Source organism: Luteibacter aegosomatissinici, assembly GCF_023078495.1.
GTDB classification, from domain to species: domain Bacteria; phylum Pseudomonadota; class Gammaproteobacteria; order Xanthomonadales; family Rhodanobacteraceae; genus Luteibacter; species Luteibacter aegosomatissinici.
In genome coordinates this window covers 2,499,754-2,512,673 of sequence record NZ_CP095742.1, presented here as the reverse complement: position 1 = coordinate 2,512,673, position 12,920 = coordinate 2,499,754, and the positions used below count along the sequence as shown (strand labels likewise).

Here is a 12,920-nt window from a genome sequence, read left to right as displayed (position 1 = left end):
CATGAGCAATCCGCAAAACCCTCCCATTTCCTCGCGGAAACAGCCCAAACAGGCACGCTCCACGGAACTGGTGTCGGCCATTCTGGAGGCGGCAGCTCAGGTTTTGGCGAAGGAGGGCGCCGCCCGGTTCACCACGGCGCGCGTGGCGGACCGTGCCGGGGTGAGCGTGGGCTCGGTCTATCAGTACTTCCCGAACAAGGCCGCTATCCTGTTCCGCCTGCAAAGCGACGAATGGCGCCAGACCAGCGACATGCTGGCCGCTACGCTGGCGGATGACGGGCGGCCGCCCTTCGAGCGGCTGCGCCGGTTAGTGCATGCCTTCATCGTATCGGAGTGCGATGAAGCGGCCATGCGTGTCGCGCTGGATGATGCGGCGCCGCTCTACCGTGACGCGCCGGAAGCGCGGGCGGCGAAGGCATCGGGGGAGCGCGCCTTTCACACCTTCATGGTCGAGGCGCTACCGGGCGCGACCGACGAGACCCGCAGCATGGCGGTACGCATGGTCGTCGCAACGCTCAGCGGGGTGGGCAAGGATTTTTCCTCGAGCCCACGTGAACCCGCCGAGATCGCCAGTTTCAGTGACGCCATGGCGGACATGTTCTGCGCGTGGCTCGGGGACCTTCAGGCCGGGCGTTAGGGTGCGCCTGCGGTTCGCGCCGCATCCGCCGCCGGCGGTGCGCCGAACATGCGCTTGTAGTCCCGGGTGAATTGCGACTGGCTGTCGTAGCCCACGTGCGCAGCGACCGCTCCGGCAGAGCGCGGCTCCGCCAGCAGCATCTTCCGCGCCTCCTGCAGCCGTAGCCGCGTGCGGTACTGCACGGGTGTCATCAGCGTGATCGCCTTGAAGTGGCGATGGAACGACGTAGTGCTCATGCCGGCGACATCGGCCAGCGCCTCGATGGACATCGGCGCGGTGTAGTTGGCCTTGATCCACTGGGTGGCGCGGCCGATCTGGGCCACGTGCGAACCGCTCAGGGCCAGCTGTCGTAACGGCTCGCCCAGACCGCTTCGAAACAGCCGGTAGTAGATTTCCTGGATAACCAGTGGCGCGAGGAACGAGATGTCCGCGGGGTGATCGAGCAGATCGAGCAACCGAGCGAACGGCTCGAGCAGCTCGGGCGTCATGCGTGCTGTCGCCACGCCCGCGGGTGCCGATGCCACGCTTTCGTCCACGGGCAGGCGCGCCATGGCTTCCGCCAGTGCATCGCGATCGATATCGAGCGAGAACGCCAGGTGCGAACGACCTTCCGCGTCGAGGAATACCTGGGCACACACGGGCAGATCGACGGTGACCAGCAAGAACGTCGAGGTATCGGCGAGGAAGGGCGCATCGCCCGCGGCGATGGTTTTGCTGCCGCGCAGGATGACGACCATGCGTGGGCGGTAAAACACGTGCGATGGATGCGCGGCCTGATTCACCCGGTACAGGGTGAGGCCGGGCAGGGCTGTTTCCTGGCGGGCGTGCGCCGCGTGGCGCTCGACAGCCTCGCACATGCGCTCGAGGATGGTTTCCATGGAGGCATTATGGACCTCGCGGTCGATAAAGCTGAATAGCGATGCGGTCGATTTGGCAGGATCGTGCAAAACATCGGCAGCATCGACGTAGAGCCTTCACGGCGCCGGGGCCATCCTTTCCGGGTAACGGCGACTGATCGCCCCACCCAGGAATCCCCATGTCCGACTCAAAGATCTGGTTCATCACCGGCTGCTCCACCGGCTTCGGCCGTGAGCTTGCCGAGCAGGTGCTCGCACGCGGCGAGCGTGTGGTCCTTACCGCCCGCAAGCCCGAGCAGGTGGCGGACGTGGCTGCCAGGTACCCGGAACACGCCCTCGCGCTGGCACTGGATGTCACCAGCGAGCAGGCCATTCGCAAGGCCGTTGCCGACGCGGAAGGCCGCTTCGGCAGGATCGATGTGCTGGTGAATAACGCCGGCTACGGTTATTTCTCGGCCATCGAGGAAGGCGAGGATGAGGAGATCCGCCGCCAGTTCGAGACGAACGTCTTTGGCTTGTTCTCGCTTACCCGCCACGTACTCCCTGGCATGCGCCAACGCCGCACTGGCCACATCGTCAACGTATCCTCGATCGGCGGACTCGTTGCGTTCCCGGCGACGGGGTACTACCACGCCAGCAAGTGGGCGGTGGAAGGCTTCTCCGAATCCCTTTCGAAGGAAGTGAGGCCGCTGGGTATCAAGGTCCTGATCGTTGAGCCGGGTCGCTTCCGCACCGACTGGGCCGGGCGTTCGGTGATCGAATCGAAGACCGTCATCGATGATTACGATGCGACGGCGGGTGAGCGCCGCCGCCAGGCCAAGGCTTATACCGGCACGCAGCCGGGTGACCCGGCCCGTGGCGCCGCCGCGATCATCCAGGCCGCCGATGCGGAGAACCCGCCGCTGCGCCTGCCGCTGGGCTCGGATGCGTACACGTTCCTGACCGATCGCCTCGACGAGCTGCGGGCAAACTTCGAGGCGGTGAAGGACATTTCGATTAGCACGGATTTTCCGGGCTAGCCTCGGACCTGCAGGAGCGCGCTTGCGCGCGATGGGTGCTTGCCGCAAACCCGATCGCGCGCAAGCGCGCTCTTACAGGAGCATTAGCGCTTGCCGATGCTGGAGGACACTTCCCACAGATCCACGCCACCGTCGCGTGCATGCTGGTCGATTTCGGCGAGTTCCGCGGCGCTGAAGGCCAGGTTCTTCACGGCGTCCAGGGAATCATCCAGTTGCTCCACCGTGCGCGCGCCGATCAGCGACGAGGTGACGCGCGGATCGCGCAGGGTCCAGGCAATGGCCATCTGGGCCAGGGTTTGTCCGCGCTTTTCAGCCATGCCGTTCAGTGCACGGATGTGCTTCAGATTCTCTTCGCTCAGCATGTCGCGGCTCATCGAGTCTTCGCGGGTCACGCGGGCATCTGCCGGAATGCCGTTGAGGTACTTGCTGGTCAGCATGCCTTGGGCGAGCGGGGAAAACGCAATGCATCCCGTGCCCAGCTCACCCAGCGTATCGAGCAGTCCGTGCTCGATCGAGCGGTTCAGCATTGAGTAGTTCGGCTGGTGGATGAAGAGCGGCACGTTCTCGGCGGCGAGGATGGCGGCGGCTTCGCGGGTCAGTTCCGGCGAATACGAGGAGATGCCGACATACAGCGCCTTGCCCTGCCGGTGCAGGTGCACGAGGGCGTTCATCGTTTCGTCCAGGGGCGTGTCGGGATCGACGCGGTGCGAATAGAAGATATCGACGTAGTCCAGGCCCATGCGGCGCAGGCTTTGCTCGCAGCTCGCGATCAGGTGCTTGCGCGTACCGGTCGGGCCGCCATACGGGCCCGGCCACATATCCCAGCCGGCCTTCGATGAAATGACCAGTTCATCGCGGTGCGGTGCAAAGTCCGCCGCGAACCAGCGGCCGAAATTCTCTTCCGCCGAGCCGTACGGCGGCCCGTAGTTGTTCGCAAGATCAAAATGGGTCACGCCGCGATCGAACGCGCGGCGCAGGATGGCGCGCCCGGTCTCAAACCGGTCCACGCCACCGAAGTTCTGCCAGAGGCCCAGCGACACTGCCGGCAGCACCATGCCACTGCGGCCGACGCGACGGTATGGCATGCGGCCGTCATAGCGGGCGGGATCAGCAACGTACGTCATGAAGATTCCTTGCGTGGGGACGTGAGGGGTAGGTGACCTGAGGATGGTAGCGGGTTGCAACGGGTCGTGGCTCATCGGGACTACACATGTTCGTCATCCGCTGACTTGATTTGGCGATCTCCGCCGATTGGCTCCTCTTCGGGCTTGAACGAATACTGGAAAACCTCCGTGGTTGTCAGTTGACAACTTATCGTTCAGGCCCGACAGTGGAGTTCCTCGTGGCGAGGCGCAAGCATCCCAAACCAGATATCGAGGCAGCCATCCGGCACGCGGAGGCCCACGGATGGCGTGTGGTCCAGGGTGCCAGCCATGCATGGGGCCGCATGTTCTGTCCGTATAACGAGCGTGATTGCCGATGCGGAAGGCATTGCATATCCAGTATCTGGAGCACACCGGCGAATCCCGCCGATCACGCGCGCAACCTTCGACACGTCGTTGACGGTTGCGCCTTCTATCGACAACAGCCGCATGACCTGGAATCCGAATTGTGAAGGAATATACGTTTAACCTCGCCTACCACCTCGATCCTTCCGACTCTGATCATGATGTTATTGAAGGGCGATTCGATGCCGCGGGCCTGCATGATTTCCTGCTGGGTATCGGAAGGCCCGGGCAGGTCGGCCTGATCGTTTCGCGAAAGGCGTTGTCTGCCGATGCGGCCCTTTCGTCGATCATGGCCGATGCCCAGCGTATGCTTGGAAACGCCCGATTGATTGAGGTGGGGCCCGACTTCTCCGGGCTGACCGACATCGCCGACCATGTCGGCGTCTCCCGGCAGAACATGCGGAAGCTGATGTTGACGAATGTGCGCACGTTTCCGTTACCTGTTCATGGTGGCAATGCGTCGGTCTGGCACACGGCGGAGATCCTTACCTGGTTGCGCGAGCACGCGGGTTACGAGATAGGCGATGAAGAGATCGCTGCAGCGTTCGCGGCGTGGCGGGTAAACGCCGGCACGGAAGCGGCGCGAAGGAAGCGGGCTGGCCATGCCGGTGCCTGAATCTTACCGGCGAGAAGGGGCAGACTTGCCCGCGAAATGCAGGCCGTGGTGACCCGCCAGCGGGATTAGGTTGTGCATACGTTGGTTTGCCAGGGCTTGACCCGTACGGCCCGTGCCCCCAATCCTGCCGGAATACACTTCAAGCAGGGATTTCCGATGGCTAACCCCGTCCTTTTCTCACCGTTCCGGGTCCGTGGCCACGAGCTGGCGAACCGCATCGTCATCGCGCCGATGTGTCAGTACTCGGCGGTCGATGGCCAGATGAACGACTGGCACCTGATCCATCTGGGACAGCTCGCGATCTCGGGTGCTGCCCTGCTCACCATCGAGGCCTCGGCCGTTCTCCCCGAAGGCCGGATCACCTGGGCGGATGTGGGCTTGTACGACGACGCCACCGAAGAGGCGATGCGCCGTATCCTGGAAAGTGTCCGCCGCTGGTCGGATATTCCGGTGGTTGTGCAGCTAAATCACGCAGGCCGGAAAGCGTCCACGGAAACGCCGTGGGCGGGTGGTGCACAGATCGCGCCGGGGACGGCGCGTGGCTGGCAGACCGTCGCTCCTTCAGCCATCCCGTTCCAGGAAGGCCAGGTGGCGCCGCTGGCCCTTGACCGCGAAGGGATGCAGCGCATCAAGGCGGCATTTGTCGAGGCGGCCGCGCGGGCGGTACGTGCCGGTGTCGATGGCATCCAGTTGCACAGCGCCCATGGTTACCTCCTGCACCAGTTTCTTTCGCCGCTTTCGAACCAGCGCACCGATGAATACGGCGGTTCCCTGGAAAACCGCATGCGTTTCCCGCTCGAGGTCTTCGATGCCGTTCGTAGCGCACTACCGGCGGGCAAATTGCTGACGATGCGCGTGTCCGCCACGGACTGGGTCGAAGGTGGTTGGGACCTTGAACAGACGATCGCTTACGCGAAGGCGCTTGAAGCCCGTGGTTGCGACGCGATCCACGTATCAACGGGCGGCCTGCATCCGGCACAGAAGATCCCAGTCGGCCCCGGATATCAGGTGCCGTTCGCGCGCGGCGTCAAGGAGGCGGTCGCGATGCCCGTCGTGGCGGTTGGCCTGATCACGGAACCGGAGCACGCCGAGGCGATCATCGCCAATGGTGATGCCGATATGGTGGCGCTGGCCCGCACCATCCTCTACGACCCGCGCTGGCCATGGCATGCGGCGGCACAGTTGGGTGGGCAGGTGAGGGCGCCCAAGCAATACCTGCGCTCTCAACCGTCGCGGCACAGGCACCTGTTCCATACCGAGGCGGAAATGAAGCCCGAGGCGCAGTGGGTGCGCGGGCCGGACTGGCGTTACGTGTGACCGCACGTGTAGGAGCGGGCCTGGGACCATACCTTCGTATGCTTGTGCTGGAGTGTACCGATTGGTACAGTGCAATCCCCCCGGTACAGGAGATTGCGTCATGGCCGCACCCGTTCCTCCCTTTACCCACGAAACGGCTGTCCAGAAGGTTCGCCTTGCGGAAGACGGCTGGAACAGCCGGGACCCGTCGCGGGTGTCCCTGGTCTATACGCCCGATAGCGAATGGCGCAACCGCGCCGAGTTCGTGCACGGCCGCGAGCAGATCGTGCAGTTCCTGACCCGCAAGTGGGCCAGGGAGCTCGATTACCGCCTGATCAAGGAACTGTGGGCGTTCACCGGTGACCGCATCGCCGTGCGCTTCGCGTACGAATGGCACGATGACAGCAACAACTGGTATCGCTCGTACGGTAATGAGAACTGGGAATTCGGCGAGGACGGCCTGATGCACCACCGCTATGCATGCATCAATGACGTGCCCATGAAGGAAGCCGATCGCAAGTTCCACTGGCCACTCGGCCGCCGCCCGGATGATCACCCTGGCCTTTCCGACCTGGGCCTCTGATGCCCCGGCTGGTTTACGAAAGGACCGATGTCGTGCCGATGCTCGCGGAAGCGTTCCGCGAGCTGGGTTACGACGGCGCCTCGATGGCGCGCATCACCGAGAAAACGGGGCTGGGCAAGGGCAGCCTCTATCACTTTTTCCCCGGTGGTAAGGAAGAGATGGCTGCGGCAGTGCTCGCCGACGTGGATACGTGGTTCGAGACGCGTGTGTTCAGTCCCTTGGCCACGCTGCCCACTGGCCAGGCGATCCGCGGGATGTGGACCGCCGTCGATGAATACTTCCACGCAGGAGGCCGCGTTTGCCTCGTGGGTGCCTTTGCGCTGGATGAAACCCGTGATCGCTTTGGCAGCGCCATTGGCGCTTACTTCGGTCGCTGGATCGATGTGCTCACCGCGGCGCTCGAACGCGGCGGCGAACGCGCACCGCGCCAGGCCGCCCTCGAGATCGTCGGCGGCATCCAGGGCGCGCTCACCCTGGCCAGGGCACTCAACAATCCTGGCGTGTTCGTGGAAACTACGGCCCGACTCCGCCAATTGGGCACCGGCACACCGTGACGAAGACCAGGATCCGTTGTAGCTGGGCGGGCAACGACCCGCTCTACACCGATTACCACGACACCGAATGGGGCGTGCCGCTGCACGATAGCCGCATGCTCTGGGAGCAACTCATGCTGGAAGGGTTCCAGGCTGGGTTGTCGTGGATCACCATCCTGCGCAAGCGGGAAAACTTCCGCAGAGCGTTCAAGAACTTCGACCCCGTGAAGGTAGCGCGCTTCACCGAGAAGGACATCGAGAGGCTGTTGGCCGATGAAGGCATCATCCGTTCGCGCGCCAAGATCGAGGCCACGATCCAGGGCGCACGCATCTATCTCGATATGAAAGCCCGTGGCGAAGACTTCGCGGCGTATTGCTGGTCATTTACCCAGGGCAAGGTGCTGCGTGGCGACGGCAAGACGGTACATGCGCAGACACCGCTTTCGGCCACGATCTCCAAAGACATGAAGAAGCGTGGCTTCAAGTTCGTCGGGCCTACGATCGTTTATGCGTGGATGCAGGCCGTGGGCATCGTCGATGACCATGCCCACACCTGTTTTCGCTACCGGGCTCAATAAGAGCCCGGGGGTGCCTTTTCGCCCCACCAGCCTTCGTCGGGACGGTGGTGGGCTTTGAGCCCGCCGTAGAATGTCAGGGCGCGCAGGGCCCACTGGCGCGTGACGCCCAGTACATATCCCAGCGGCGCCTTGGCACGGTCGCGCCAGAAATGGTGGCCGGGGTAGGCGGGGTGCAGACCCAGGTACTTGCGGCAAACGCGGTTGAACTGGTGCACGCGCGCGTTGCGTACCGTATGGCTGGTATAGAACGTGACGCCGATTGAGATCGAAACACCGTCGTCGCCGTGTACCCAGTCGGTATCGGATCGGGTCATGTGGGGTGCGGTGGTCGGAAAATAGACGCCATCCCCGGGGCCGCTATCGAAGTCATGGCTCGTCGCGCGTGCGGAATCCTTCAGCCGCACGTCGCGCAGCGTATGACTCACGATGAAATCCTCGACGTGCGCCGCGCTGACGGCATCGCGGTCGTCGGGCTCCCATACGCTCAACGTCTTCCGGCCATGAAGCTGCATCCAGAAGTTGTTCTCGCGATCGATGTGGAACGGCGTGACCGACGGCGGTGCCGAAATGAAGATGAATCCCGTCACGTTGAAAATGCCCGGCTGCTCTCGCTCGATCAGCGGGCGCAGGCCATCGATGATCTCTTCGAGTAGTGCCTGGTAGCGTGGGACGGCCTCCACGTTGTACAGCGCGATCCACGAACCGCTCTCGTGGATATGGTCGAACACCTGATCGATGTCGCGTCCATCGACAGGCTTTGGCTCGTGACGGAACGCCGAATCCTGCTGCATGCCCGGCCGAACGAACCGGCATTGCTCTTTCGGCATGAGTTCACGCGCCAGGTTGGCGAGTTCCGGTAACTGGAATAGCGGATGGCGGTGGAAGTTATGCCGCAACCGGGTGATCCGGTGGGTCGAGAACCCCGCAGGGTCCAGGGGCCACACGATATGCAGCTCGCCGTTGTTTTGCTGATCCATGGTGACGCTCCCCTCGAAACAGGACCCCTGCCAGCGAGGAAAGCGTCGTACGAACCTGCGCGCCGTGCCACCCGACGGACGGCCTAAGCGCAAGGTAAGGCGCGGCCGTCGGGCGAATGCGCGGCCTTACACTGCCCTGGCAAGACGGGAGGCGGCGACGGGCTGGTTTCGGAAGGCCACGCCAAGCCGGTTGAACGCACTCATCAAGGCAATGGCCACGGAGAGGTCGGCAAGCTCCTTTTCGTTGAATTCAGCGGCGGCTGCGGCATAGTCCTCGTCGGGTACGCCGGTCTCGGCGACGTTCGCGACGGACTCGGCCCAGGCCAGCGCCGCCTGCTCGCGCGCCGTAAACACATCACCGGCTTCACGCCACGCAGAGGTCAGGATGAGTTTCTCGAACGGTACGCCGTGCTTGTTGAGGTCCTGCGAGTGCATGTCGATGCAGTAAGCGCAGTGGTTGATCTGCGAAACACGCAGGTAAACGAGATCGACCAGATTCTTGTCGAGCCCGCTCTGCGCGAGGTAACCGTGCACGGTGAGGAAGCCCTTGGCGGCCTCGGGGGCGGCTTTCATGTAGCTGATGCGCTTGCTCATGGCGTGTTCTCCGGTGGTTCGTGATGGGATGGGATGGGCATAGCGTGCGCCGCACTTGGGCTATCCGGTAGAGCCAAGAACGCCCCTGCTCGATGTACCATCGGTGGTATGGAACATGGCTTTGGTATCCGGATTGATCGAGGCGCCCGGCAATCCCTGTCGGCGCAGATCGCCGATGGCATACGGGCGGCGATCCGTGATGGAAGCTTGCTGCCAGGTACGCGGCTGCCGTCCTGGAACGACCTTGCCGCCCAGCTGGGTGTCGCGAGAGGCACCGTCCGAATGGCCTACGAGGAACTCGCCGACGGCCAGTTCGTCGTCCCTTCCGGGGCAGCCGGCACGCGGGTGGCCCGGGGCATCCCTGCCAGGCGTCCCGAGCCGGACCCGATCCGTGGGCGGGCATCGTTCGGCAGCTTCCCGGTGGGCGCCACGTCCGCCCTGCCATTTCAGGTGGGCGTGCCTGCTGCGGATCTGTTTCCGCAGGCGCTCTGGTCGCGCCTGCTGGGCCAGGCGGCCAGGGAGGTTGCCAGCCACGCCGTCGATTACCCCGATCCACGTGGCGAGCCCGGGTTGCGCGCGGAGATCGCCGGCTACCTGGCCGTTGCACGCAGTTTGCCGTGCCGTCCTTCGCAAGTCTTCATCACCCATGGCTACGCCGGTGCGCTTAGCGCCATCCTTCGCGTTCTCCGTGCCCAAGGTGCCGATGCCTGGTTCGAGGAGCCGGGCTATCCGTTTGCGCGTACCGCGCTCGGGTGGGCGGGCCTGCGGCCCGTGGCCGTTCCGGTGGATGCAGCCGGGATCGACGTGGCGGCGGGCAGGGCGCTTGCCCCGCATGCCGCACTCGCGCTGGTGACGCCCGGGCAACAGGCGCCGACAGGCGCGGCCATGTCGCTCGAACGCCGGCTGGCCCTGCTGGATTGGGCCCACGCCGGCGAGCGCTGGATCATCGAGGACGATTACCTGGGGGAGCTCCAGCTTGCGCGGCGCGCGGCCCCGGCGCTCGCCTCGATGGATCCGCACCGGGTCATCCATGTCGGTACGTTCAGCAAGACGATCGCACCGGGCATCCGGATGGGCTACCTCGTCGTACCGGAGGCGCTGGTCACGCCGCTACAGGAGGTGGTGGGCACGCTGGAGCCTGCGCCACCGCCCCTCATGCAGCACGCCGTGGCGGGCTTCCTGCACGGTGGTCACTACCTGCGCCACCTGCGCCGCATGAAGCGTGCCTATGCGAGCCGGCGCGATGCGATCGGCGCGGCGTTATCCGCCGCAGGGCTGGCGTGGCACACCGGTGGCCTTTCGCTGAACGTATCGCTGCCCGACGGCACGAACGATGCGGCACTCGCCCGCGCTGCGCATGCGGCGGAGCTGGCACCGGTACCACTTTCTCCGTGGTTCGCGGGGCAGGAGAAACGCTCGGGCCTGTTGCTGGGTGTCACCAACGTACCCGAAGCGTTGGCCCCGGCGCTGGTGGCACGCCTCTCGGCGGTCATCCATGGCGCGACCGGCTAGAATGGACGGCTTGCCCAGGAGCCATCGTCCTTGAACAGCCCGCTCACGCCCGATGCCACGCCCCCATTCAGCGACGAGGATCGCGCATGGATGGCGCGTGCCCTGGAGCTGGCGGCGCACGCACGCGATGCGGAGGGCGAGGTGCCCGTCGGGGCCGTCCTGGTCATGGATGGAAAGCCCGTGGGCCTGGGCTGGAATCGCAACATCACCATGCACGATCCCACGGCACACGCGGAAATCCAGGCCTTGCGTGCCGCAGGCGCCGCTCTCGCGAATTACCGGTTCCCCGGTGCCACGCTTTACGTGACCCTTGAGCCCTGTGCCATGTGTGCCATGGCCATGGTGCACGCACGCATCGGCCGTGTCGTTTATGGCGCCACGGACCCGAAGACCGGGGCGGCGGGCAGTGTGTTCGATACGCTTGTATCGGATAAGCACAACCACAAGGTCGAGGTCGTGGGCGGCCTCGAGGCCGATGCGGCGGGCGATATGCTTCGCCAGTTCTTTCGCGCACGGCGTTAGCCGAACGGCTGCAGCGCCTCCGTTACGTTGAGCGGCACTTTCAGCGTAATGAGCGCATCGGCACGCGTCACACCCAGGTTCACCGAGGCGATGGGCAAGCCCTGGCGCGAGGCCTCCAGCACAAAGCGGTAGCCCGAATACACCATGAGCGACGAGCCGACGACGAGCATGGCATCGGCGCGGCCCAGGTGCGCCCACGCGGTGTCCACGCGTGCGCGCGGCACGTTCTCACCGAAGAACACCACATCCGGCTTCAGGATACCCCCGCATACGAGGCAGGGCGGCACGTTGAAGTGGCGGAAATCAACGCCATCCAGGTCGGCGTCACCATCGGGCGCCACGGTCGCGTTCAAGCCCTGCCATTCCGGGTTCGCCTGCTCGAGACGCTGCTGCATGACGTCACGCCGGGTGATATCGCCACACTGCATGCAGCGCACCCGATCCATGCGGCCGTGCAGGTCCACGACGTTCACACTACCCGCCGCCTCATGCAGGCCATCCACATTCTGGGTGAGCAGCAGTTCGATGCGTCCACGTGATTCGAGGTTGGCAAGTGCATGATGTGCGAAGTTCGGCTTCACTGAACCGAAGTGCCGCCAGCCGACCATGCCGCGGGCCCAGTAGCGGGCGCGTGCCGGCTCGCCACTCATGAACAGCTGCAGAGTCATGGGCGGGCTGCGCTTCCATTCTCCCTGGCCGTCGCGGTAGTCGGGTATGCCAGAGTCCGTACTGATACCCGCGCCCGTGAGTACGAACAGGCGGGGATGTGACTCTACGAAGTTTCGCAAGTCATCGAGGTGGGCGGGGGATTCGTGCGGGGCGTTCACCGTGCTGACTATATCAGCGGATCGGGCAGGTGGCCCTCGCGCAACCAGGCCTGCGCGCGCGTCGCATCCAGGGCGAAACGGCGTACGGCCAGTTCCATGCCGGCCAGGCCACCCGCGGCCACTTCCTGCTCCAGCCGTATTCCCATGGCAGCCAGGCCCGTGGCTTCCGCCATCCCCAGCGCGCCTGATACACGATGCAGCCATTGGCGCAGCGCCTTGGCATCACCGCGGGCGAGTGCGTGCTCGAGGTGGCCCACGTCAGCCGCCAGTGCATCGCCCAGCGCGGTCACCACTTCGTACAAGGCTGCGTCGCTTCCCAGCGTGTTGCGCAACGCCGCCACGTCGACGTGCGGCGGTGCGGGCGGTGCGATCAGGCCGACTTCGACGATGGCGCGACATGTGAGGTCCTGCTCCACGAGCAGCCGCCCGCGGATGCTTCCGAGCGTCTCGCGCAATGCCTGCCAGGCGTCGGCCGGGGCGGCCCGCGACTCGGTGGTGAAATGCAATACCTGCCGCCCGGGCCCGTCGCCAACCACGTCGATGCGCAGGGTCACCTCACCACACGGTGCATGATCGATGGCATGTGCGAGAAGGGAGGAAAGCACGTCGCCAAGGATGTCGAACGGGCCCACGAGATCTGCCTCCACGGCGGGATCAACATCGAGTGACAGCACGATGCCGCGCCGGCGCGCACGCCACGCGTGTCGTGTGCCTACGCGTTCCAGGAGGTCAGGCAGGCTGGTGCTTTCGATGATGCAGGCAGCCCGTGCGGCGCGGGTATCGAGCATGCGTTCGATCCATGCGTGCAGTTTTTCGACTGGCGCCCATCGGCGTGATGTGCTCAACTCGGCGCCCCGTGAC

The 12,920-nt window shown here is 64.8% G+C and carries 14 protein-coding genes and 1 pseudogene; 9 read left to right on the top strand and 6 right to left on the bottom strand.

The genetic code is table 11. The features are described from left to right. Window position 1: 1 nt before the first annotated feature. Window positions 2-637: a TetR/AcrR family transcriptional regulator gene (locus L2Y97_RS11250; protein WP_247426308.1), complete on the top strand. Its 636-nt coding sequence runs from the start codon at window positions 2-4 to the stop codon at window positions 635-637. Here L2Y97_RS11250 and L2Y97_RS11245 read toward each other — a convergent pair. Further along, on the bottom strand, window positions 634-1,515 hold the full coding sequence (locus L2Y97_RS11245) for an AraC family transcriptional regulator (RefSeq protein WP_247426305.1): 882 nt from the start codon (window positions 1,513-1,515) through the stop codon (window positions 634-636). The two genes, L2Y97_RS11250 and L2Y97_RS11245, sit on opposite strands and share 4 nt — an antisense overlap. Before the next feature lie 158 nt (window positions 1,516-1,673). Here L2Y97_RS11245 and L2Y97_RS11240 point away from each other — a divergent pair, with 158 nt between their 5' ends. Further along, window positions 1,674-2,513, top strand: coding sequence for an oxidoreductase (locus L2Y97_RS11240; protein WP_247426302.1), 840 nt, complete (start codon window positions 1,674-1,676; stop codon window positions 2,511-2,513). An 83-nt stretch (window positions 2,514-2,596) separates the two neighbouring features. Here L2Y97_RS11240 and mgrA read toward each other — a convergent pair whose 3' ends face one another. Continuing rightward, window positions 2,597-3,637 carry an L-glyceraldehyde 3-phosphate reductase gene (mgrA, locus tag L2Y97_RS11235; RefSeq protein WP_247426299.1) on the bottom strand — a complete coding sequence of 347 codons (1,041 nt, stop codon included), beginning with the start codon at window positions 3,635-3,637 and terminating at the stop codon, window positions 2,597-2,599. Between the two features lie 487 nt (window positions 3,638-4,124). On the opposite strand from mgrA, the gene L2Y97_RS11230 reads away from it, so the two are divergent. The 5 genes and pseudogenes from L2Y97_RS11230 to L2Y97_RS11210 all read left to right on the top strand — a co-directional run bounded on the left by L2Y97_RS11230 (window position 4,125) and on the right by L2Y97_RS11210 (window position 7,627). Next, a complete protein-coding gene (locus L2Y97_RS11230) occupies window positions 4,125-4,637 on the top strand; it encodes a helix-turn-helix transcriptional regulator (RefSeq protein ID WP_247426295.1) in 513 nt (170 codons plus the stop codon). 156 nt (window positions 4,638-4,793) lie between these two features. After that, a pseudogene (locus L2Y97_RS11225) lies at window positions 4,794-5,894 on the top strand (NADH:flavin oxidoreductase/NADH oxidase); the annotation flags it as partial. Window positions 5,895-6,054: 160 nt separating this feature from the next. Then, on the top strand, window positions 6,055-6,516 hold the full coding sequence (locus tag L2Y97_RS11220; RefSeq protein ID WP_247426292.1) for a nuclear transport factor 2 family protein: 462 nt from the start codon (window positions 6,055-6,057) through the stop codon (window positions 6,514-6,516). Between the two features lie 38 nt (window positions 6,517-6,554). Then, window positions 6,555-7,070, top strand: coding sequence for a TetR/AcrR family transcriptional regulator (locus tag L2Y97_RS11215; RefSeq protein ID WP_247436772.1), 516 nt, complete (start codon window positions 6,555-6,557; stop codon window positions 7,068-7,070). Beyond that, window positions 7,067-7,627, top strand: a complete 561-nt coding sequence (locus L2Y97_RS11210; RefSeq protein ID WP_247426290.1) for a DNA-3-methyladenine glycosylase I — start codon at window positions 7,067-7,069, stop codon at window positions 7,625-7,627. The genes L2Y97_RS11215 and L2Y97_RS11210 overlap by 4 nt, the downstream gene beginning before the upstream one ends. Here the strand turns inward: L2Y97_RS11210 and L2Y97_RS11205 are convergent. Together L2Y97_RS11205 and L2Y97_RS11200 are read right to left on the bottom strand one after the other, a co-directional pair. Continuing rightward, a complete protein-coding gene (locus L2Y97_RS11205) occupies window positions 7,621-8,604 on the bottom strand; it encodes a JmjC domain-containing protein (RefSeq protein WP_247426288.1) in 984 nt (327 codons plus the stop codon). The two genes, L2Y97_RS11210 and L2Y97_RS11205, sit on opposite strands and share 7 nt — an antisense overlap. Window positions 8,605-8,730: 126 nt before the next feature. After that, on the bottom strand, window positions 8,731-9,198 hold the full coding sequence (locus L2Y97_RS11200) for a carboxymuconolactone decarboxylase family protein (RefSeq protein WP_247426285.1): 468 nt from the start codon (window positions 9,196-9,198) through the stop codon (window positions 8,731-8,733). A 108-nt stretch (window positions 9,199-9,306) separates the two neighbouring features. On the opposite strand from L2Y97_RS11200, the gene pdxR reads away from it, so the two are divergent. Further along, window positions 9,307-10,710, top strand: a complete 1,404-nt coding sequence (gene pdxR, locus L2Y97_RS11195) for a MocR-like pyridoxine biosynthesis transcription factor PdxR (RefSeq protein WP_247426283.1) — start codon at window positions 9,307-9,309, stop codon at window positions 10,708-10,710. Window positions 10,711-10,740: 30 nt separating this feature from the next. Then, window positions 10,741-11,232: a tRNA adenosine(34) deaminase TadA gene (gene tadA, locus L2Y97_RS11190; protein ID WP_425492758.1), complete on the top strand. Its 492-nt coding sequence runs from the start codon at window positions 10,741-10,743 to the stop codon at window positions 11,230-11,232. Here tadA and L2Y97_RS11185 read toward each other — a convergent pair. After that, complete coding sequence (locus tag L2Y97_RS11185; protein ID WP_425492856.1) at window positions 11,229-12,107, bottom strand: NAD-dependent protein deacetylase; 879 nt, start codon at window positions 12,105-12,107, stop codon at window positions 11,229-11,231. The genes tadA and L2Y97_RS11185 overlap by 4 nt on opposite strands. Next, window positions 12,068-12,847, bottom strand: a complete 780-nt coding sequence (locus L2Y97_RS11180) for an Hpt domain-containing protein (protein WP_247426280.1) — start codon at window positions 12,845-12,847, stop codon at window positions 12,068-12,070. The genes L2Y97_RS11185 and L2Y97_RS11180 overlap by 40 nt, the downstream gene beginning before the upstream one ends. Between the last annotated feature and the right edge of the window lie 73 nt (window positions 12,848-12,920).